We start from the raw sequence: 23,540 nt of genomic DNA on the forward strand, positions 1-23,540 counted from the left end.
CACTTTACGCATCGCTCTACGATAGTCATCATCGGCTCGCAAGCACACCATAATTCCTTTATCTCCGTTGAATCGCTCCAGTAGCAACATTTCTAATCGGGCGCTTGCGTTTTTATTCCTCTAAACAACAGCTACTATACTTCCTTCTAGTTTGTAAGTTTAGTTGAGAATAATAATCAATAAATATTCTTACATATACATAGAATGTTGATATAAAACCTTTAAAGGCTCTTTAATGTGACATAATTCGAACATATACAGTGTTTTTCTTGACAAAAAACGACATCCACTTAATAATAAGTACGTGATTAGAATTATTTTAGGAAATGAAAGCATAAGCTTCATTTCTTTTCAGAACACATTTTAGGAGGAAGATTATTTATGTCACTTATTGGTACTGAAGTACAACCATTCACAGCAAATGCTTATAAAAATGGTGAGTTTATTGAGGTAACGGAAGAAAACTTTAAAGGCAAGTGGAGTGTTATCTGCTTTTATCCTGCCGATTTTAGTTTTGTATGCCCAACGGAACTTGAAGATTTACAAAATCAATACGCCACGTTAAAGGAGCTTGGAGCTGAAGTATATTCTGTTTCTACAGATACACATTTTGTACACAAAGGCTGGCATGATAGCTCTGAAAAAATTGGAAAAATTACATATGCGATGATTGGTGATCCTTCGCAAACTATTTCTCGTAATTTCCAAGTGCTAAATGAACAATCAGGTCTTGCAGATCGTGGTACATTCATTATTGATCCAGATGGTATTATCCAAACAGTGGAAATTAATGCAGATGGTATAGGACGTGATGCAAGCACGCTAGTAAACAAAATTAAAGCTGCTCAATATGTTCGTAACAACCCAGGCGAAGTTTGCCCAGCTAATTGGGAAGAAGGCTCTGAAACGCTTAAACCAAGCCTTGATCTTGTAGGTAAAATCTAAGGAGTGCACGAAATGGTACTTGAAGCAGATATCAAAGCACAATTAAATCAATATATGCAGCTATTAGAAAACGATATTGTTATTAAAGTAAGTGTGGGTTCGGATGCTATTTCTAATGAAATGCTGGCTCTACTTGAAGAACTAGCTACTATGTCTACTAAAATAACTGTTGAAAAAGCTCCTTTAGAAAGAACCCCTAGCTTTAGTGTAAATCGAGTTGGAGAGGATACAGGAGTTGTATTTGCAGGTGTTCCTTTAGGTCATGAGTTCACATCATTAGTGTTAGCATTGCTGCAGGTTAGTGGTAGGCCACCGAAGGTAGACCAAAGCGTTATAGATAAGATTCAAACTATTAATGGAGAATATCATTTTGAATCTTACATTAGTCTTACTTGTCATAATTGCCCGGATGTTGTTCAAGCACTAAATATAATGACCGTGCTTAACCCTAATATTACGCATACGATGATTGATGGCGCAGCATATAAAGAAGAAGTAGAAGATAAAAATGTCATGGCAGTGCCGACGGTTTATTTAAATGGGGAATCTTTTGGCAGTGGCCGTATGACAATGGAAGAAATTCTTGCTAAGTTAGGCAGTGGATTGGATGCCTCTGAGCTTGCTAACAAAGATCCCTATGATGTTCTTGTTATTGGCGGTGGGCCAGCTGGTGCAAGTGCAGCAATTTACGCAGCGCGTAAAGGAATCCGAACAGGTATTGTTACGGAGCGTTTTGGCGGTCAAGTTCTTGATACACTGAGCATCGAGAACTTTATTAGTGTAAAACATACAGAAGGTCCGAAGCTTGTAGCAAGTCTTGAAGAGCATGTGAAAGAATATGACATAGATGTAATGAATTTACAGCGATCTAGTAGCTTAAAAAAGAAAGACCTCTTTGAGCTTACGCTTGAAAATGGAGCAGTCCTTAACAGCAAAACGATCATCCTTGCAACAGGTGCTCGTTGGCGTAATGTCGGCGTTCCTGGTGAACAGGAATTCAAAAATAAAGGCGTTGCCTATTGTCCACATTGTGACGGTCCTTTGTTTGAAGGAAAAGATGTAGCGGTTATCGGTGGTGGCAACTCGGGAATTGAAGCTGCAATAGATCTTGCTGGCGTAGTAAGACATGTAACTGTTCTTGAGTATAATCAAGAATTAAAAGCAGATGATGTTTTGCAAAAGCGCCTTAATAGTCTAGCTAATGTCACAGTCTTGACAAATGCTCAAACAACTGAAATTACAGGAACCGACAATGTAAATGGGATTACGTATAAAGAACGTCACACAGGTATGGAAAAACATATCGATTTACAAGGTGTGTTCGTACAAATAGGTTTAGTACCAAATACGGAGTGGTTAGATGGTAAGGTTGAGTGTAATCACATCGGTGAGGTCATTGTTGATAAGCACGGAGCTACGAATGTTCCGGGATTGTTTGCGGCAGGAGACTGTACGGATGGACCGTATAACCAGATCATTATTTCTATGGGATCAGGAGCGAACGCATCTTTAGGTGCATTTGACTATCTTATCCGGAATTAGTAAATAAATAGCCAATAATAAAAGGACCTCTATACTACCAATCGGCAGTAAGAGGTTCTTTTAATTGATAGTACAAATGGATCAATGTCGAAAATTGTAATTAAAATTGCTGAAATCTTAAAATGGATTAGATTATCTAAGGCATTCTTGGAAAATGTCATTAAAATCTTATCCGAACAGCTTATTTCGTTTGAATTATTTGTCGAATTTAACTCTAAAATTTAAAAATGGTGATTAGTCATGATACCCAGTGTTGTGATATAAATAAGGCAAATGATTTAGGAGGTGAATGATCTAACACGTACATTTTACAGCAATGTCAGTCTAAAAAAGGAATGTTTATATCGCTTTGTCTCTCCGACAGTCTTTTATAAACATTCCTAAGCATACTTCGCTAGAAAAGCGACTGTCTTTTCTCACAGAATCCTCTATAATCCCTTTCCTTAGAAGAGTGGTTTATCCTCAAACCACTCTTTTTACATTGATTTGTACTGATACATACTTGAAGTGGAACATATTCCCTTGATAATTCATTTGAAAAACAGAAGAGATACAAGAATTTTCATCTAAGAACTGTGCAATGTCAGTAGTTGTCATATTTCTTTAGAAAGTGTTATTATTGATAAAAGACGCTAATTCTTTACGTACGATAATTATAGTATAAAATCAGATAGAAAATCTTATTTAAGATAGATATTGAGGTGCATGTATAATGGCTGGAATATTAAAGAAAATTTTTGGTGATGGAACGCAAAGACAATTGAATCGGCTGCAAAAAACAGTGGATAAAATAGAGGCTTTAGAACCAGAAATGGAAAAGTTAACTGATCAGGAGCTACAAGAAAAAACAGAAGCGTTTAAAGAAAGGTATCAAAATGGAGAAACTTTAGACGATATGCTTGTAGAAGCATATGCAGTGGTTCGTGAAGGATCTAAACGTGTACTAGGAATGCGACCTTTCCAAACGCAGTTAATGGGTGCTATTGCTTTGCATGAAGGTAACATTGCTGAGATGAAAACCGGGGAAGGAAAAACATTAGCTTCTACCATGCCTGCATACTTAAATGCACTTTCTGGTAAAGGTGTTCATATAATTACAGTCAATGATTATTTGGCAAGTCGTGACGCGCAGGAGATGGGAGAGCTCTATCAATTTTTAGGACTAACAGTTGGGCTTAATGGAAATGGGTTATCAAAAGAACAAAAAAGGGAAGCGTATAATCAGGATATTACCTATGGTACGAACAATGAATATGGTTTTGATTACTTGAGAGATAATATGGTCCTTTACAAGGAGCAAATGGTACAACGTCCTTTGAATTTTGCAATTATTGATGAGGTTGACTCGATATTAATAGATGAAGCACGAACACCTTTAATTATTTCCGGTTCAGCTAAGAAGTCTGCGTCACTTTATCAGCAAGCGAATAGCTTTGTAAGTACACTTTCCAAGGAAGGTGATTATACCTACGATGAAAAAACAAAGGGGGTACAACTTACAGAGGAAGGGATAAATAAAGCGGAAAGCTATTTTTCGATTGAGAACTTGTTTGATTTAAACAATGTATCATTAACGCATCATATTAATCAGGCTCTGAAGGCTCATGTTTCGATGCATCGTGATGATGACTATGTGGTAGAAGAAGGCGAAGTAGTTATTGTAGACCAATTCACTGGTCGATTAATGAAAGGTCGTCGTTATAGTGATGGCTTACATCAAGCAATAGAAGCGAAAGAAGGATTACAAATTCAAAACGAGAGTATGACGCTTGCGTCTATTACCTTTCAAAACTTCTTCCGAATGTATAATAAATTGGCTGGTATGACTGGTACGGCGAAAACGGAGGAGGAAGAGTTCAGAAACATCTATAATATGGATGTTATTGCTATTCCGACAAATAAACCGATTATCCGAGACGATCGAGCTGATTTGATTTATAAATCCATGCAAGGTAAGTTTCAAGCAGTTGTAGAGGAAATAAAAGAACGTCACTTAACAGGACAGCCAGTATTAGTTGGTACTGTTGCTGTTGAAACTTCTGAGTTAATATCAAAATTATTGAAGAAGGCTGGCGTGAAACATGATGTATTAAATGCTAAAAATCACTTTCGCGAAGCAGAGATAATAGAGAATGCTGGACAAAAGGGAGCCGTAACCATTGCTACTAATATGGCTGGACGCGGAACCGATATTAAGTTAGGTGAAGGTGTTGTTGATCTTGGAGGACTCGCTGTTATTGGTACGGAACGTCATGAATCACGTCGTATCGATAATCAGTTACGTGGACGTTCTGGACGACAAGGTGATCCAGGGATGTCTCAATTCTACCTATCCATGGAAGATGAGTTAATGCGTCGATTTGGCTCTGATAATTTGAAATCGATGATGGAGCGACTCGGAATGGAAGATTCACAGCCAATTGAAAGTAAAATGGTATCTCGTGCTGTTGAATCAGCTCAGAAACGAGTGGAAGGGAATAACTTTGATGCACGTAAAACAGTCCTATCTTATGACGATGTTTTACGAGAACAAAGAGAAATTATTTATAAGCAACGCTTTGATGTTATTGAATCTGAAACAGAATTACGAGAGATTATTGAGAACATGATTATTTCAACACTTGAACGTGTTGTAGCAACACATACGCAGGATGATGATGAGGATAATTGGGATTATAAGGCGATTGTTGAATATGTACAAGGTAGCCTCCTAGATCAAGATCAAATTGCTGTAGATGATTTAAAAGGAAAAGATCCAGAGGAAATCAATGAATGGATTATGGAGAGAGTGAGAGCTCGCTATGATCAAAAAGAACAAGAACTAACAGAAGAACAAATGCGCGAGTTTGAAAAAGTAATTCTCTTAAGAACGGTTGATACGAAATGGATGGATCATATTGATCAAATGGATCAATTACGTCAAGGAATTCATTTACGTGCATATGGACAGAATGATCCGTTACGTGAATATCAACTTGAAGGCTTCTCAATGTTTGAAGCAATGATCGAAAATATTAACGAAGAAGTTGCCAAGTATATTATGAAAGCTGAAATTAGAGATAATCTGCAACGGCAGGAAGTTGTGAAAAATACACAGGCAGTTTCCGGCAGTCAGGAAGAGAAAAAGAAAACACGTAAGCCATTTGTAAAACAACAGGATATTGGTCGTAATGACCCTTGTCCGTGCGGCAGTGGTAAAAAATATAAAAATTGCCATGGGAAATAGTGAAATGGATAAAGCACTCCGCTGAAACCAGTGGAGTGTTTTATTGCCAAATACAAATTGAGGTGATTAGGATGGAATTAGTTGAAATAAGAAATGAATTAGACCAAATGAGTAAGCGAATTAATGATTTTAGGGGGTCTCTTTGACTTAGACGAAAAAACTCAACGTATTAAAGAGTTAGAATTAAAAATGGCTGCTCCATCATTCTGGGATGACCAAGAAACAGCACAAAAAGTCATTAGTGAGGTTAATGGTTTAAAGGAATATGTGAATAAATTTGAGGAATTAGAAGAGTTTCTTGACAATTTAGAGGTATCCTATGAGTTAGTAAAGGAAGAAAATGATGCAGAGTTATTTGAGGATCTTACAAAGGATCTCCATGAACTGCGCATACAAATGAACAATTTTGAGCTACAGCTTCTTTTAAGTGAGCCGTATGATGCTAATAATGCGATTCTGGAGCTACACCCAGGCGCTGGTGGAACAGAGTCTCAGGATTGGGCGAGCATGCTATTAAGAATGTATCAACGCTGGGCAGAAACAAAAAACTTCAAAGTAGAAATGTTAGATTACTTAGCCGGTGAGGAAGCGGGATTGAAAAGCGTTACGTTATTAATTAAAGGTCACAATGCTTACGGTTATTTAAAGGCTGAAAAAGGTGTACACCGATTGGTACGAATATCACCATTTGATTCTTCAGGGCGCCGCCACACATCCTTTGTGTCCTGTGATGTAACGCCAGAAATGACCGAGGATGTAGATATTGAAATGAAATCAGAAGATATTAAGGTAGATACGTATCGAGCGAGTGGTGCAGGAGGGCAGCATGTTAATACTACTGATTCAGCTGTGCGTATTACCCATTTACCTACAAATGTAATCGTGACGTGTCAAAATGAGCGCTCACAGATAAAAAACAGAGAAGCTGCGATGAAAATGTTAAAATCGAAATTATATCAATTGGAAATTGAAAAACAACAGCAGGAATTAGCCGAAATTCGTGGCGAGCAAATGGAAATTGGCTGGGGAAGTCAAATTCGCTCCTATGTTTTTCATCCGTATTCTATGGTAAAGGATCACCGTACAAATGTAGAAGTAGGAAATACACAAGGTGTAATGGACGGAGAGATTGATCCATTTATTGATGCTTATTTAAGATATCAGATGAAATAAAATAAGTAAGAAATCACCTGTAGATAATTAGAGCTTAGAAAAATGCTGCAAATAGCTGTTATTAGCAATAATTTCATGAAATGGACACAAATGGTCTTAGTCCGTATGGCAATTGCTTTCTAGCCCTTTTCGTGTTATTTAATGTTGGTATAAAGGGTTTTAAAACCCACATAATGGGTTATAATAAAACTGTTAAGCCATTACAATATTTTTGATAGGGGGATTTAGGCTATGAAAAAGTGGTTATTAACAATGCTTTTCGGTACTGCACTTGTGCTCGGTGCATGTGGCGGTGGGGACGATAATGCTTCTGAAGAGCCAGCTGATAACGGGGATACTGGCACAGAAGAGCCATCAGATTCAGAAGGTGGAGCTGTAGATACCGCTGCTGCTGAAGATGTATTCAAAAGTAATTGTGCTTCCTGCCACGGCGCTGATTTATCAGGTGGGAATGGCCCTGATCTAACACAGGTTGGTTCGAAGCTTTCCTCAGATGAAATTGCCGACATAATTAAAAATGGTAAAGGATCTATGCCTCCTGGCATGGCATCTGGAGATGACGTACAATTACTTGCAGATTGGTTAGCTCAAAAAAAATAATGTATGATTAAAAGGCTTGTCTGATTGAAGATATTCAGTAGACAAGCTTTTTATTTTGACTTCAATAACTATCCTTCGACAAAAAAAGCTTTAAAAACAGAATCCTTCTCGAAACCACCCCCTGCTTCTCAACACAATTAACGTATATATATAGATAGCGCAACCGTTAAATGATACTAGGTCTGAAGTGAGTTGAAATTCAGTTTAATTTATGAAAATAGGTATTTTTACTCATATTTCCACTTGATTTTCGCCTGAAAACCCACTTATTTATTTAAAATATGACAAAATATTTCAATAAACTACGACTTTTGAAATATAAATGTAATAATTTTATGTCTAAAAATCCTGGCGAAAGATGTTATAATGATGGAGTATCACTTACATATGATTAATTAAAAATGGAAGCGTGTATTGTTATGAATTCTAAAAAAAAGAGGCACACATCTAAGAATGACAACTAAAAGATAAAGGTGATTGCATTATGATATTAATGAAAGACGTATATAAAACATATGCCAATGGTGTAACAGCACTTAATGGTATAAATGTCGATATTAAGCAAGGCGAATTCGTCTATATTGTAGGACCAAGCGGTGCTGGGAAATCAACATTTATAAGATTAATGTACCGGGAAGTCAGGCCAACTAAAGGTTCCATCTACATAAACGATGTTAACGTAAATGAAATAAAAGAAAAAAGAGTTCCCCTGTTACGTAGGGATATTGGAGTTGTATTCCAAGACTTTAAATTACTCCCAAAACTAACAGTCTATGAAAATATTGCTTTTGCATTAGAAGTAATAGAGCAGCCCCCAAGTTTGATTCGAAAACGAGTGATGGATGTTCTAGAGCTTGTTGGTCTTAAAAATAAGGCTCGGTTCATTCCTGATGAACTTTCAGGTGGTGAACAGCAGCGCGTTTCTATAGCTAGAGCTATTGTAAACCATCCCAAAATTGTGATTGCTGACGAACCAACAGGGAATTTAGATCCAGATACGTCCTGGGGCATCATGAAAATTTTAGAAGAAATCAATGATCGTGGAACAACGGTAATTATGGCTACACATAGTAAGGAAATTGTTAATACTTTCAAAAACCGTGTAATTGCCATTGAAGATGGATTAATCGCAAGAGATGAACACCGAGGTGATTACGGCTATGAAAATTAGAACATTAATGCGTCATATACGTGAAGGGTTTAAAAATATTGGACGAAATGGTTGGATGACGATCGCATCAGTTGGTGCTGTAACAACTACGTTGATTTTAGTTGGTGCTTTTTTAGCGCTAATGATGAACTTAAATCAGATGGCTGACAATATCGAGGACGATGTTGAGATTAATGCCCTGATAGATTTGACTATAAACCAACAAGAGATACAGCAACTAGGTAACGAGATTAAGCAGATTGATGGTGTAGATTCGGTTGTTTTCTCATCTAAGGATGATGAGTTAAATAAATTAATTGACAGCATGGGTGAAAATGGTCAAACGTGGCAAATGTTTGAACAGGATAATCCTTTAAACCATGTTTACATTGTACGAACAGCAGATCCTCAGGATACTGCTCCGGTCGCAAAGAAGATTTCAGAGCTTAAAGGCGTTCAAGAGGTTAATTATGGTCAAGGTGTTGTAGAAAAGCTTTTTGAATTTAATAAATACGCACGATCAATCGGATTGGTCTTAATTGTAGGCTTGTTATTTACAGCTATTTTTCTTATTTCCAACACGATTAAAATTACAATTATGGCACGTAGTAAGGAAATTGGCATTATGAAACTAGTTGGTGCAACCAACGGCTTTATCAGATGGCCGTTTTTTATCGAAGGGATGTTGCTCGGAATATTAGGATCAATTATACCAATTGCCATTGTGCTTTCAGGCTATTATTACTTAGCTAATACAGTGAGCCAGCGTATTCACTACAGCTTCGTTGAAATTTTGCCATATAATCCATTCGCGATACAGCTATCGTTGATTATTTTAGCCATTGGTGCAGTCATTGGTGTATGGGGAAGTGTTATGAGTGTACGTAAATTCTTAAAGGTTTAGTTTGTGCGTGTGTCATTTGTGAGGAGCCATTTTGGAGCATTGTTTGAAATTTATACAGAGGGAAAGGGGAATATTTGAATGAAGAAAGTAATACCATCTTTGCTGACGGTCATTTTAGTAAGCACATCACTATCCTTCTATACTAGCCCGGTGTCAGCTGAGTCAACAGACGAGCTCGATAAAAAGATAAGTGACTTGGAAAAGGAACAAAAGGAACTCGAAAAAGAGCAAAGCGAATTAAATCGTGATAAAAAAGAAACGGAAGAAAAAATTGATAAAAATTTAAACAAGCAGGATTCGGTAGAAGCTGATATAAATTCAATTGACCAAAAGCTTTCCAATACTAGGAATAAAATTGAAAATAAAGAAAATGAGATTTCTACGACAAATAAAAAGATTGAGGATTTAAAGAGCCAAATTGAAAAGTTAAAAGAAGAAATTGTACTATTGAAAGAACGCATAAAAAAACGTGAACAGTTACTGAAAGACCGCCTACGTAATATACAAAAGAATGGCGGTAACATGAAATACATAGAGGTTATTCTTGGTTCGCAAAGCTTCGGTGATTTTATTAGTCGCTCTTCAGCGGTAAACACAATTATGGATCAAGACAAAACAATAATGGAAGCACAAACTGCTGATAAATTGGCCTTAGAAAAAAACAAGGCGGACGTTGAGAATAAGAAAAGTGAAGTAGAAGATCGTAAGTTAGCATTAGAGGCTCAGAAATCAGAGCTAGTTGCTTTGAAATCGCAACTTAACAAGCAAATGTCTGAGAAAGAAACGATGATGGCTTCACTAGAAAAAGAGCATGAAGATTTAGAAGAATATAAAGTGAGTGTGCAAGAAGAAAAAGAGATACTTGCTGCACAAGCGTCAGCTGTGGAAAAAGCGAAGCAGGTAGCGGAGAACGAAAAGAGTAAGTTAGCACAATTAGCTAAGGAGAAGGAAAAACAAAAAAAGGCAACCACTAATTCTTCTTCTGGTAATTCTCAGTCTTCTGTTAGCTCAGGCTCTGGTGGATCAGGTGGAGGAAGCGGTATCTTTATTTGGCCAGCAGCTGGTTATAAAACCTCTGATTATGGATATAGAGTCCACCCTATAACAGGTAAGAAAAAGTTACATGCTGGTATGGATATTGGAGCATCTATAGGCACACCATTAAAAGCTGCTGCTTCAGGTGTCGTTATTAGAGCGGGTGTTATGAGTGGATATGGTAATACCATTATGCTTACCCATAACATTGACGGTACAACCTATACAACATTATATGCACATTTAAGCAGTATATCCGTTTCAGCTGGACAGGTTGTTAGCCAAGGTCAGCAAATTGGGGCAACAGGGAACTCTGGTGCATCGACTGGACCACATTTACATTTTGAGGTACATGTTGGTGGCTGGAATGCTGCAAAAAGTAATTCTGTAAACCCATTAAATTACTTAAATTAATTGCAAAGGCTGTTTTCTAAAGATTGTTAGTGTATACGAAAATAATAGCAGTGGATTGAAATGAGCAATTGTAAGTATTAGAAAAAGGCATCATCCTTTATGGTATGATGTCTTTTTCTGCTCTTTCGTTGTATAATTACATAAAAAGCTTAGTAAAACCATAGTCATAAGAGAAAGATAGTGGTATGCTTTTTAATATTACATGTTATTTTGATTAAAATAGTTGGGGTGAAATAATGAATTTAAGAAAGATACATATAGTACTACTTCTCGTTTGTGCATTACTTTTAGGACTTGGAGGCGGCTATGCTGGTGTAAAGCTTGCTCAGTCTAATAATAATGACGTACAAGATAATAAAGCGATAACTGAAAATATAGAGGGGGCTAAAGAGACAAATACCCCAAAGGAAATGAACAAAGTAGATCAAGCGTTTAATCTTATAAAAGAAAATTATTTAGAGGTTGTAGATGATCAGCAATTAATTGAAGGAGCAATTCAAGGGATGCTGACATCATTAGAGGATCCGTATAGTTCGTATATGGACGTGGAGACAATGAAGCAATTTAATGAGCAAATTGAGTCTTCGTTTGAAGGTATTGGTGCGGAAGTAAGTATGGTGAATGATACAGTAACCATTGTGGCCCCAATTAAAGATTCACCAGCGGAAAAAGCTGGCCTACGACCTAACGACCAAGTGCTTCAAGTAGATGGGGAAAGATTAGATGGGTTAAATCTTAATGAAGCGGTGGCTAAGATTCGCGGTGAAAAAGGGTCTAAAGTTGAGCTAGAAATACAGCGTGCTGGAGTTTCTGAACCATTTAATGTGACAATTACACGAGACACTATTCCAGTTGAAACCGTTTATAGCAAAACGGAAACAGTAGATGGAAAGAAAACGGGTATTATCGAAATAACCAATTTTTCTGAGCGTACAGCTGATGAATTTACAGAACAGCTAGATAAGATGGAAAAGGATGGAATTAAAGGGCTGGTTATTGATGTCCGAGGAAATCCAGGCGGTTTATTAGATGTCGTGGAGGATATATTAAAACAATTCGTCCCAAATGATATGCCTTACGTTCAAGTAGAAGATCAAAATGGAGAAAAATCTCCTTCATATTCTGAACTTGAGGAGAGAAAAGAGTATCCAATTAGTGTATTAATTGATGAGGGAAGTGCATCAGCATCTGAAATTTTGGCAGTTGCTATGAAAGAAATGGGCTATGATGTAGTTGGTCAAACAAGTTTTGGTAAAGGTACCGTTCAGCAAGCAGTTCCATTGGGCGATGGAAGTACCATCAAATTAACATTTTTTAAATGGCTCTCCCCTGAAGGCAATTGGATTCATGAAAAAGGGGTAAAACCTACCATTGAAGCAAAGCAAGCAGATTATTATTATACAAATCCCGTACAGATTGAAGAGCCACTGACTCTTGATCATACAGGAGATAATATTAAGAATGTGCAGATTATGTTAAAAGGATTAGGTTATGATCCTGGAAGAATAGATGGCTATTTTAGTGAAAAAACGGAAGAAGCTGTTAAAGATTTTCAATCTGCCAATGATGTGAGTTCAACTGGTAAGGTAGATGAAAAAACGGCAGGATTAATCGAAACAGCGGTTGTTGATAAAATAAGAAATGGTGAAGACGATAAGCAGTTAGAAAAAGCTTTAGCAGAAATATACGAATAATAGTAATCCGCGGGTATTACTCGCGGATTTTCCAATCGAGCAGGAAGTCATTCCCTTGATGTCGAATAAATGAAATAGTACATCGTTGCATAGAGAAGGTGAGTATATTGTTGGAAGCTTGGTTCATTGAAATCGTTAAGGGGATTGGAAGGGTCCTTCTAAATCCATTATTATATTGGGCCATATTATTAGTTTTTCTTGCAGGGAAAAAGAGAATTAGAAGAGAGAGAATGGATTTTGGGATAAAGATATTTGATATGTTCTCTGAGTGGAAGGGCACATGGCTTTATTCTATTCTATTAGGACTAATTGTGTCAGCTATAACTATTGGGCTAGGGGTTGTTTTTTCATATACAACGATCCGGCTATTTTGTATCATAACAATTCTTGTCAGTATTACTGGGAGATTCACATTACTTTCTGCAAGCTATACACTGGGAATTTCCTATTTCGTACTCCTATTCCTTCCAACTGTAATGGAGAAGCAAAAGATAGTCTCAGCCGAATTATTTTCTACTATTAATTACCAAGGATTAGTTATCTTAATAGGTATATTCCTTGTTGCTGAAAGCATTCTCTTATTAAAGGCACGCAAAGGCAAAACCTATCCAGAACTTGTTCAAGGTAGCCGAGGGGGGTGGATGGGACAGCATCATATAAAAAAGCTGGCTGTGATTCCTTTTTTCATACTTATACCAACAGGCTTAATAACCTCTTTTGCTCCATATTGGCCCTATTTTACAATAGGGGAGCAGTCCTTTAGCTTAATATTGATTCCTTTTATCATTGGATTTGATCATATTGTTCGAGGTAACGATCCCATGGTTTCGGCTGGTAAATTGGCGAAATCCATGATGATTCTCAGTTTCCTTGTGCTTCTAACTGCATGGGGAAGTAGCTATTATTCATGGCTTTCCTTGGCAGGAGTAATTGTAGGAATAGCTGGAAGAGAGTATCTAAATTATCGACATCGTACGAAAGATCATGAACGATCAGGCTTTTTTCAACCTACTGATAAGGGGCTAAAAGTTTTGTCTGTTATTCCTAATTCTCCAGCAGATCGTTTAGATATATTAGCTGGAGAATCAATTGCGAGAGTAAATGGAAATAAAGTTGTCAGTATTACGGAGTTCTATGAGGCGCTACAGAAAAGCGGTGCTTTCTTTAAATTAGAAATAATTGATCGAGCCGGTGAGAAGCGTTTTCTGCAAGGCGCTTTATATGAAGGGGATCATCATGAATTAGGGATTATCTTTACTTCCAGCCCGCATCGTAGAATTAAACAAAACAAAATAGGATATGGAAGTTAGAAGGACAAACTGCTTGAAGATGGCTATCCCATCCCAAGGCAGTTTTTTTAATAAGTTAAGAAAGTATAAAATCAGTGCAATGACTGCGTTAAGCGAAGTAGTTATTTTGAAATGTTTGATGTATATTGGCAATGCTCCGACGAATTACTTCGCTTTCCGTGGGCACGGCCTCAACTAACTTTGCAAAGAAGAACACGTTGCAAAGTGGATTTTCGGCTCGCGCAATTCCCGCAGGAGTCTACGTAATTAGTCTCTGCTATGCGAAGGTGCAACAATTCTTGTCATAAGTAATAGGTTGACTTTTTTTACAATGGGTAAAGTGAAAATCGCTATCCGTGAGTATAAAAGCAGCTGTGTTACTTCATGCTAGCGTTGTAGAGCCTGATAATAGCGAAGGGCGGCCACTTCAACTCCTGTGGGAAATGTTTGACCTAAAGATCCACTTTTTTGAGCGGGTTTTGCTAAAAAAGTTAGCTGAAGGACAAACCCCACGGAAAGGGAAGTGGGCAGCCGGAGTGGTGGTCAAGTAGTAGCTATTATTCCATAATAGCTACTAGAGGAAGCGTAAATCGGAGCATGTAGTGATAAGGACTGAGCGAATTTTGCTCCGTTTTTCTTATGTATTCAAGTAAAAAAGAAAAGCCGTGTTAACTTTCTGTTACAGTGCTCAGCTACTAATAGACTTCCCTGTTTTCGTCGCGAAAGTTAACACCAACCCGCTCATCTCATGCGAAGTGGTTCAGTACTTAGTCGCTTACCGAGTGTTTCTGTCTTTGTGCTTAAGCTAAAATCTATAAAAAGTTCGTCGTACGGGTTTGTACTAAACGAAATAAGGTGTTATATTAAATATACGATTAATTCAGAAAACTATAATAATTCACGTTGTCTGAGTAATCTGCAAATCGGGTAAGGAATGCTAGGAATGAAAAACTGGTTTCGCCGTTCAATTAAGAATCAACTTATACTTTTTATTTTAATCGTAGTATTAGTACCAATATGTGTTTTAGGATTAGTTTCGTATTATACGACAGTAAAGGTATCAAAGGAACGAGCAGCCATTTCAGGTGAAAGTTCCTTGGAGCAGATTCAGGATTCTATTGAATTTATTGTAAATGATGTTGAAAATATGTCAGTATTTTTAATTGGTAATCAAGCAGTGCAAGCGTATTTACAAGTGGAAGGAGATCCAATATATCCACAACGTGATATTTATGGGTTCTTATCGAATTTGGCTTTTTCGAAAAGATATATTAATGATATTATCATTTACCCGATAAATGGTAATTCACCAATATCCACAAATCTGGTGATGGATACGAATGCAGGTATTGATATTAAACAAATTCCTAATGGTAAATGGTGGTCCTATCGTAAGGTTAACAAAACGGTAGACGGCAATAAGGACATGATAACGTTGACTCGCCCTATTCGTAGTACAGGAGATTTCGAACGGATTGGTTATTTATCGATAAGTCTCAATCAACGGGTAGTTGAGGAATATTTAAGCTCAGGAGATTCAGAGTGGAGTACATCGGTCTTTATTCTAAATGATGGAAATGTATTAGCGCAAAGTCAAACAAATATAAAAGAAAAAATTAATCTAGATAAACTTACTTTATTATTGGATCAAAATAATAAAGAACGCTTTTCTTTCCTTGCAGAAGAGGAAGAGGTAACTGTATTTACGGAAGAGATTGGGAAGGTGGGATGGCACATAATTAGCCTCGTCCCATCAAGAGAATACAGTTCTCAGAATCGGTATTTTTTATGGTTAACCATCTATTCCGTTGTGATTGCCATCCTTCTTGTAGCAGGTCTCGTTATATTTTTTGTATCAAAAGTATTTAAACCGTTAACTACACTAACTAATTCCATTCAAACAGTGAACCCGGGTGAAACAATTAAAACAATTAATAATGACGCAAATAATGAGATTGGTGAATTAATAGGTAGTTATAATCAATTAAATCAGCGGATTGCCAAGTTAATGAATCAGGTTCAGAAAAGCGAAGCACTAAAGCGGGAATTGGATATGAAGGTTTTGCAATCTCAGGTTAATCCTCATTTTCTATACAATACATTAGCTGCAATTCATTGGATTGCGTTAAGTTCCAAGGCGCATGATATCTCAAAGATGGTTTCTTCATTAAGTACATTGTTACGGTTTAGTTTAAATAAGGGAAATGAGTATTGTACCGTTGAACAAGAAATCGGTCACTTGCTCCATTACATAGAAATTAAAAAGATCCGTTTTCCAAATAGGTTTTCCATAGACTTAGAAATTTCCAACGACTTGAAACAGCATAAAATGCTAAAACTTGTTCTGCAGCCATTAATTGAAAATAGTATTAAACATGGATTTTTTCCACTTCCTAATCACTTTGGTAAAATATCTGTTCATGTACAAATACAAGGGAATTTTATCCACTTTTCAATTATTGACAATGGTGCTGGAATGACAAGTGCAAAGCTGCAAGAAATTAAACATCAGTTTTTACATGATCAAGAGACAGAAGCTCTTATTGGCACTAATTATGGAATTCGTAATGTCAATTTGCGACTCCTGTTACATTATGGAAAAGAAAGTGGCTTACGAATAGATAGTAAAGAAATGCAAGGAACAATCGTTGAGTTTGTTATTCCGATAAAGGAGGGGGGAATGCTATGAGAGTACTAATCGCAGATGATGAGATTATTATAAGAGAGGGAATGGCAAATGTCATCCCATGGAATGACTATGGTTTAACCCTATTAAGACCAGCCGCATCAGCTGAAGAGGTAATTGAACGCTTGGACGATGAAAAACCAGATATTCTAATTACAGATATTCAGATGAATGACATGAATGGTTTGGAGCTTGTAGCTTATTTAGGTGAAAATGAATATCAAATAGAGAGTATTTTACTCACTGGATACGATGATTTTCATTTCATTCAGGAAGCGATTCGTCAAGATGTTTGTGATTATTTATTAAAAACCAGTAGTCCAGAAGAGATCATAACAGCAGTTAAACGAGCAAAGAAAAGATTGGAGAAGGATAAAGAATATAGTCAATGGAAAGAGTCAGAACAAGAGCAATTAAATCGTATGAAACTTGAAAAATTAATAGCCGAGGGATTGGACTATCACGAGTTAATGGATGTAGTTGATGTTATTCCTGAGCTGGCTCATCCACCTTTTCAGCTTTTATATATGGATATAGAGCTAGAACTAGAAACGTTAAGGAAATATGAGGCCTTGTGGAATAGTTATTTATTTGGAAAGTGGTTCACACATGAAAATGCATTACTGATAGTGGTAAAGCGAGATCCCTATTTGGCAGATGATTATTTATTACAGATGGCAATAAAGAAAGTGAATGCATTGTTCCATAAACCGATATTGGCAAGTGAGGTAGTAACAACCTTATCAAGCATACGAGAACTATATAGTGAGATAACATCTCTACAACTGTTCCAATGGATTCTAGTGGACTGTAAGCTTATTCAAGTGGAACACATTCGTCAAAGAAAAGGAATCGTATGTGATGATACGATGGAGGAGAATTTGCAACATGTTATTTCACTTATAAAGATGGGAGACAAGAGTAAATTAGAAGAATGGATTAGAGAAATAGTACATGGGTTATTTTCACATCCGCAAGCAACACCGGATTCCATTCAGTTTTATGTACAAAATCTCTATATGGAAGTTATAAAGTATGTAGATCAGATGGCTGGACGTATGGAAAATTATCGAGCGATACCTTCAGCATCAGAATGGTTCAAACAACCTATTCCGATTTTATTTGCATTGTTCCAAATATTACTAACGGACTTTCAAACCCATTACCAAAAACATGCAAACTATGTAGAGGAAACCATTTATTATATAGATAAACACTTAGGTCAAGCTATTTCCCTGAATGATGTCGCAAATCACATTCAAATTCACCCAAATTACTTAAGTGAGTTAATTAGAAAAAGAACTGGAAGATCCTATATTGGACTTTTAACGGAGCTTCGTATGAAAAAGGCTACGGAATTTTTACAACATTCTTCCATAGCTATTAATCATATAGCAAAACGTGTGGGATATAATGATCGAAAATATTTTACAAAACAATTTAAAAAGAAGTATGGCTACACCCCTACCCAGTATCGGCGCAAACATGATAGATAAGCTTATTATCTCTAGATAGTAGTTTCTTTACCAATCCATATCGAAATGATTAAGGAAGATCGGTTAATTATTAGAGTAAATTTAAAACACTTTGATTTTTCACCCCTAATCTGGTATTCATCCCCCTTATCTATATGAAAGCGCTATTTTAAACTATACATAATAATCAAAAGGGGGGATAAGATGAGAAAAATAAAGATTGCCTTTCTAGGAATCATCATGATGTTCATTTTAACAGCTTGTATAGGGAATGGAGATAGTAAAGCGACAAAACGTTCTGCAGCTGATGGAAAGATTTCTATTTCCATATGGCATAACTTTGCTGGAGATGATTTACGAGCCCGAAAAGTGCGAAATATGATTGCTAATTTTGAAGAAGAGAATCCCACGATTGAAGTTGATGAGCAAGCAATCCCAGTAGATGGGTATCGCCAACGAATAAGCACAGTTGCTGCTGCGAATGAACTTCCAGATATATTCTTGACATATGCAGGTAGTTTTACCGATGAATTTTATAATGGTGAGCTTATTCAGCCTATTACATCCTTATTTGAGGAAAATCCGGAATGGAAAAATTCATTTTTAGAAGGCGCGTTAGAACCTTACAAGTATGATGGAGAATTATATTCTGCGCCAATTGCAATGTCTGCTACATCCTTTTTGTATTATAACAAAGATTTGTTCACAGCGAATAATTTAGAGGTTCCAGAAACATGGGCAGAATTTGTTCAAGTAATAAAAGTGTTTAACGATAAAGGTATCACACCAATTGCTATGGGGAATAAGGCTCCTTGGGTAGCTCAATCAACTACCTTTGGTGCTATAGCTGATCGTGTTACAGGAACAAATTGGTTTTTAGATGCGGTGGAGCAGGAAGATGCCTCATTTACAGATCCGATATTCATCGATGCGTTACATCGTTTTAAGGAGCTAGTTGATAATGGAGCTTATTCAGATGGAGCAAATAGTATGGATAATACGCAGGCTGAACAGTATTTTGCGCAAGGAAAAGCAGCTATGATGATTAATGGAGCTTGGACATTAAGTAGTCTAGGTGCTTCTCAATCTGAACAAGTTTTAACTAATATTGGTGTATCCGTTGTCCCAGGCATTGAGGGTGGTAAAGGATCAGGAAATACAATTACTGGTGGACCTGGTGGTGGTTTCTTACTTAGCAGTGAGACAAAAGGAGAAGATAAGCAAGCTGCATTAATGCTTATTTATAAATTGAGTAATGCAGATGCCCAGAAAGAAATAGCTGAAAGTAATTCAATGGTTATGTATGATGTAGACATTGATAAAGAGAATGTTAACCCGTTATTTTTTGAAGCATTTAATTTAATTCGTGAAGTTGAATTTGCCCCTGTATATGATCTGTACCTAACTTCAGAGGCTGGAGAAGCCGTTAATAATGGATTACAAGAAATTATGTTAGGAGGAGATCCAGAGAAGGTAGCTGAATCAATACAAAAAGCACAGTCTTCTAATTAATGAATCGAGCAAAGGGGGGACAGTTATGCAATCTAATTTAAAGTTAAAGGGTTTGTTGGTAATTACTTTACTTCCAGCCCTTTTACTTTATTCTTTTTTTGTTATTATTCCAATATTTTGGTCATCCTACTACGGGTTTTTTGAATGGTCTGGATTAGGGGATGCCACGTATATTGGCTTGCAAAACTATATTGATGTGATGCAAAGCCCTGTATTTTGGCGTTCTCTCAAGAATAATCTGATGATTGTTGCCGCATCTGTTTTTGGCCAAGTACCGATTGCATTAGCTTTAGCGTTAATGCTTCGTAAAAGTAACTGGTTTCAAATATTTGTACGGTCAGCTGTTTTTTTACCAATGGTTATCTCCACAGTAGTAGTAGGTCTGATTTGGGGATATATTTATGATCCAGAAATAGGTGTTATTAATACCGTATTACGTGCCGTTGGTTTAGAGTCGTGGACAAAAGCTTGGCTAGCAGATCCTTCTGTAAATATGTATGCAGTTGCTGTTCCTATCATTTGGAATTATATTGGACCCTATTTAATTATTTTTATTGCAGCTATTCAGAATATACCTTCTGAGATGGAGGAGGCTGCTATGATTGACGGAGCATCTGGATGGAAAAAACTGATCTACATTATCTTACCCAATATGTGGACAACAATTAAAGTAGCTGTCGTCTTGTGTATTTCAGGTAGTTTAAAGGCATTCGATCAAGTATTTGTCATGACAGGTGGTGGACCAGCAGAATCCACAGAAATATTAGCAACGTATATGTATAATAATACATTCCTTGTGTACCGCTACGGATACGGTTCTGCAGTAAGTACGATGATAATTCTATTAAGCCTTATCTTAATTGGTATAAGTCAGGTGTTAATGAAGAGAAAGAATGAGGGGATGACTATTCGATGAAATTCCATCTTTTTAAAGGAATAAGAATTTTATTTTTAGCAGTTTTTTCCTTAATGATGATTTACCCTTTATATTGGCTAATCACTAGTGCTTTCAAGACAAACAAAGAATTTTTTGCCCGACCTCACTCTTTTCCTACCAATTTCTCCTTTGAAAACTTTACGAGATCTTGGGAAGTTGCTGATTTAGGAACAGCAATAGTGAATTCAACTATTGTTACAATTACTGCAACGGCATTAACTGTTTTTCTTGGCGCACTAACTGGCTATGTTTTATCCAGATTCATGTTCAAATTAAAAGCATTTTTAATGGTTTTCTTTTTATTGGGAATGTTAATACCTATTCATAGTACGCTAGTCCCATTGTTTACTATGATGGATCAAATAGGATTACTGGATACGTATTGGGCATTAATTTTGCCGTATACGGCCTTTGAATTACCTATTGCCATCTTTTTAACAGTTGCATACATGAGTTCAATACCAAAGGAATTAGAGGAGGCAGCTGTTATCGATGGAAACGGTTATTGGGGGATTTTCTTTCGAATTATGCTTCCTTTGAGTGTTCCTGCACTTTCAACCGTAGCTATTCTATCGTTTTTAAGATATTGGAATGAATTTGTTTTTGCTCTAGTATTTATTAATGATAGTACATTAAAAACATTGCCATTAAGCTTATCCATTTTTTCAGATGGATTCAGTACGGATTATGCATTGACAATGGCCGCAATGACAATTGCAGTCATCCCTACAATTGTCATGTATCTCATTTTCCAAGAACAAATTATGAAAGGAATGGTTGCTGGATCAGTAAAAGGTTAGATATAGAATGGTGGTGTTGGATGTGAATATCATGATAGAAAGGTATGCTTTATTTATACAAAAATTATACTGGTTTGCGTATTTACAGCTATTATGGCTTTTATTTACTACTTGTGGGTTAATCATTTTTGGAATATTTCCTGCTACCTATGCATTATTCTCTGTATGGAAGATGCAAAACAATGTTTCAACTGGGGAAGTGTTTCGATCATTTCGTAACGAGTATTTTTCTTCATTTATTCTTTTAAATAAAGCGGGACTGCTTTGGCAAGCCATGTTGGTAATAATAAGTTCTAACCTTTTGATTGTGGATAGGGAATATAGTCTTGTAAAGCTGGCAGTACTTGGAATGTTAGGATTAATAACTTTAAGTATTATTCATTTCTTTCAATATGCAGATCTGGAACGACAAGCGATTCTACAAATAAAACGGTCGTTTTCTCTTTTGTTTTTACATCCAAGAGAAAATGTAATTTATATGATGATTTTTATAGGGATGATAGTAACAATTCGTTTCCTCCCAGGACTTTCTTTCTTTTTTGGAATCAGCTTCCCCGTTTATTTAACCGTAAAGCTAGGTAAAGTTAAATCAAGTATAGTGTAATAAGACGTATGCTACGCTTAAATACATTGCTTTTTTGTTGTCTAGGAAATTATAACATTTGCCCATGTGGTTAAATAGGGGCGTGTTGAGCCATGTCTAGCTCCAGCGCCCAGAAACGAGGTAATTTCACAATCGCCCTAATCTAAGTCATGACGACTCGCAAGCTCACCGTGATTCCTTTATCTCCGTTGACTCGCTCCAGTCGCTACGTTTCTAATCGGGCGCTTCATTTGTTCCTAAAGCTGAATCGTTGAACATGAGAAGGAAGTATACTTCTATACAATGAGAGCTGTCTTTCGGGGCAGCTCCATTTTCATATGGCTGTCTTTTTATTGGGGATGTATATTAATCTTGTAGTTGTTTACATTAAAATTAGCTTCGGTTATTATAATACGAATTTTGGGATGTGGTGGAAATCGATAATCATGTTGTATCAATACCTAAACCTGTCATTTTATTAAATATTGATTCATTAATGCCTCAGCCATTAGAAATTGCCATGCAGACTGGACGTGCACCAGCTTTAAAATTTTTAATGGAGCAAGGTCGTTATATTGCTAATATGGTAACATCGTTTCCGACCATGTCAGTAACCATTGATAGCAGCCTTTTAACCGGAACGTATGCAGATAAGCATCATATTCCAGGTTTGAATTGGTTTGATACGGAACAGAATCAATTTGTCAACTATGGTACAGGGTTTAGAGAAACGTTTCGTATGGGAATGAAAAAGTCCATTCATCATATGCTTTATAATTTAAATAATGTACATTTGAGTGAAAAGGTCTCAACTATTTATGAAGAATTAGCTCGAATCGGTTTATCTTCAGCGTCTATCAATTCTTTTGTGTATCGAGGAAATAAATTACAGCAATTAAAAATCCCAAAATTTCTTCGTACATTCACTTATTTTGAGGATGGAAAATGGACCATGAAAGTACCTTCAATCTTTTCATTAGGACTCTTTTCGAAACTTCGCCCTGTGGGGTTCACAGCACAACTAGCAGCTGGAAATTATAAATATATGGCACGAGAGCTTCGGTACCTTATTCATAAACAGAAACTTCCAGCATTTACTTTTTGTATATTTCAAGATATGGATGCGCGTATTCATTTTAAAGGACCTATGGATATAAAAGGTATTATTAAAATTGATCGTCAAATTCAAAAAATGTTGAATATGTTTGATAGTTGGGAAGAAGCAGTAAATAGCAATATTTGGATGATTATTGGAGATAATGGTCATTCCGCAACAGGAACGAAGTACCGTGACTATATTATTGATTTGCGTAAGCTTTTAAATAACTATCGAATAGTTCGAATTCAACGTGCAGTTCATAAAAAAGATGAACTAGCGATTTGTGTTAACCAGCGAATGGCTTATGTATATATGTTCACTATCGTTGCATTAAACAAAAACAAAAATGTCAAGCATTAATTAATTTCAAATAAATGTAATTAAAGGGAATTTATAGTCTTCAAAGATATAAAAAAATCCTTATAATTAGATGACAGAAGGTTCAAAGTCCTGTCCATACCCTAATTATAAGGAGT

Annotated in this window: 18 protein-coding genes; all 18 read left to right on the plus strand. The window is 36.4% G+C overall.

The window, feature by feature from the left end; translation table 11 throughout:
* The first annotated feature begins 381 nt into the window (after positions 1 to 381).
* Positions 382 to 945 (plus strand): alkyl hydroperoxide reductase subunit C, encoded by a 564-nt coding sequence (gene ahpC, locus ABDZ84_RS09025; RefSeq protein ID WP_026682015.1) that lies wholly within the window; start codon positions 382 to 384, stop codon positions 943 to 945.
* Positions 946 to 957: 12 nt separating this feature from the next.
* A complete protein-coding gene (gene ahpF, locus ABDZ84_RS09030) occupies positions 958 to 2,487 on the plus strand; it encodes an alkyl hydroperoxide reductase subunit F (protein WP_026682014.1) in 1,530 nt (509 codons plus the stop codon).
* Between the two features lie 712 nt (positions 2,488 to 3,199).
* Positions 3,200 to 5,713: a preprotein translocase subunit SecA gene (gene secA, locus ABDZ84_RS09035; RefSeq protein ID WP_026682013.1), complete on the plus strand. Its 2,514-nt coding sequence runs from the start codon at positions 3,200 to 3,202 to the stop codon at positions 5,711 to 5,713.
* A 71-nt stretch (positions 5,714 to 5,784) separates the two neighbouring features.
* Positions 5,785 to 6,886 (plus strand): peptide chain release factor 2 gene (prfB, locus tag ABDZ84_RS09040; RefSeq protein ID WP_121605677.1). Its coding sequence is split into 2 segments (ribosomal slippage): positions 5,785 to 5,856 and positions 5,858 to 6,886, totalling 1,101 coding nucleotides; the frame shifts between segments, so codons are not numbered across the junction.
* Between the two features lie 231 nt (positions 6,887 to 7,117).
* Entirely contained in the window at positions 7,118 to 7,486 is a 369-nt protein-coding gene (gene cccB / locus ABDZ84_RS09045; RefSeq protein ID WP_026682011.1) for a cytochrome c551, read from the plus strand.
* Between the two features lie 484 nt (positions 7,487 to 7,970).
* Positions 7,971 to 8,657 (plus strand): cell division ATP-binding protein FtsE, encoded by a 687-nt coding sequence (ftsE, locus tag ABDZ84_RS09050; RefSeq protein ID WP_026682010.1) that lies wholly within the window; start codon positions 7,971 to 7,973, stop codon positions 8,655 to 8,657.
* On the plus strand, positions 8,647 to 9,540 hold the full coding sequence (ftsX, locus tag ABDZ84_RS09055; protein ID WP_026682009.1) for a permease-like cell division protein FtsX: 894 nt from the start codon (positions 8,647 to 8,649) through the stop codon (positions 9,538 to 9,540). The genes ftsE and ftsX overlap by 11 nt, the downstream gene beginning before the upstream one ends.
* A 78-nt stretch (positions 9,541 to 9,618) precedes the next feature.
* A complete protein-coding gene (locus ABDZ84_RS09060) occupies positions 9,619 to 10,989 on the plus strand; it encodes a murein hydrolase activator EnvC family protein (protein ID WP_121605676.1) in 1,371 nt (456 codons plus the stop codon).
* A gap of 236 nt (positions 10,990 to 11,225) precedes the next feature.
* A complete protein-coding gene (locus ABDZ84_RS09065) occupies positions 11,226 to 12,683 on the plus strand; it encodes a S41 family peptidase (RefSeq protein WP_343781179.1) in 1,458 nt (485 codons plus the stop codon).
* 110 nt (positions 12,684 to 12,793) lie between these two features.
* On the plus strand, positions 12,794 to 13,993 hold the full coding sequence (locus tag ABDZ84_RS09070) for a PDZ domain-containing protein (RefSeq protein ID WP_343781181.1): 1,200 nt from the start codon (positions 12,794 to 12,796) through the stop codon (positions 13,991 to 13,993).
* 335 nt (positions 13,994 to 14,328) lie between these two features.
* Entirely contained in the window at positions 14,329 to 14,523 is a 195-nt protein-coding gene (locus ABDZ84_RS09075; RefSeq protein WP_121604059.1) for a hypothetical protein, read from the plus strand.
* Between the two features lie 392 nt (positions 14,524 to 14,915).
* On the plus strand, positions 14,916 to 16,661 hold the full coding sequence (locus ABDZ84_RS09080; protein WP_343781183.1) for a cache domain-containing sensor histidine kinase: 1,746 nt from the start codon (positions 14,916 to 14,918) through the stop codon (positions 16,659 to 16,661).
* Positions 16,658 to 18,154, plus strand: coding sequence for a response regulator (locus ABDZ84_RS09085; protein ID WP_121605672.1), 1,497 nt, complete (start codon positions 16,658 to 16,660; stop codon positions 18,152 to 18,154). The genes ABDZ84_RS09080 and ABDZ84_RS09085 overlap by 4 nt, the downstream gene beginning before the upstream one ends.
* Before the next feature lie 183 nt (positions 18,155 to 18,337).
* Positions 18,338 to 19,645 (plus strand): extracellular solute-binding protein, encoded by a 1,308-nt coding sequence (locus ABDZ84_RS09090; protein ID WP_026679721.1) that lies wholly within the window; start codon positions 18,338 to 18,340, stop codon positions 19,643 to 19,645.
* 25 nt (positions 19,646 to 19,670) lie between these two features.
* Positions 19,671 to 20,561 carry a carbohydrate ABC transporter permease gene (locus ABDZ84_RS09095; protein WP_026679720.1) on the plus strand — a complete coding sequence of 297 codons (891 nt, stop codon included), beginning with the start codon at positions 19,671 to 19,673 and terminating at the stop codon, positions 20,559 to 20,561.
* Positions 20,558 to 21,382, plus strand: coding sequence for a carbohydrate ABC transporter permease (locus tag ABDZ84_RS09100; RefSeq protein WP_343781187.1), 825 nt, complete (start codon positions 20,558 to 20,560; stop codon positions 21,380 to 21,382). The genes ABDZ84_RS09095 and ABDZ84_RS09100 overlap by 4 nt, the downstream gene beginning before the upstream one ends.
* A gap of 31 nt (positions 21,383 to 21,413) precedes the next feature.
* Positions 21,414 to 21,986, plus strand: coding sequence for a DUF624 domain-containing protein (locus tag ABDZ84_RS09105; RefSeq protein WP_343781190.1), 573 nt, complete (start codon positions 21,414 to 21,416; stop codon positions 21,984 to 21,986).
* Between the two features lie 409 nt (positions 21,987 to 22,395).
* Positions 22,396 to 23,424 carry an alkaline phosphatase family protein gene (locus tag ABDZ84_RS09110; protein WP_343781188.1) on the plus strand — a complete coding sequence of 343 codons (1,029 nt, stop codon included), beginning with the start codon at positions 22,396 to 22,398 and terminating at the stop codon, positions 23,422 to 23,424.
* Positions 23,425 to 23,540 lie beyond the last annotated feature (116 nt).

It is taken from the genome of Virgibacillus salarius (assembly GCF_039521925.1).
Taxonomy (GTDB): Bacteria; Bacillota; Bacilli; order Bacillales; family Amphibacillaceae; genus Virgibacillus; species Virgibacillus salarius.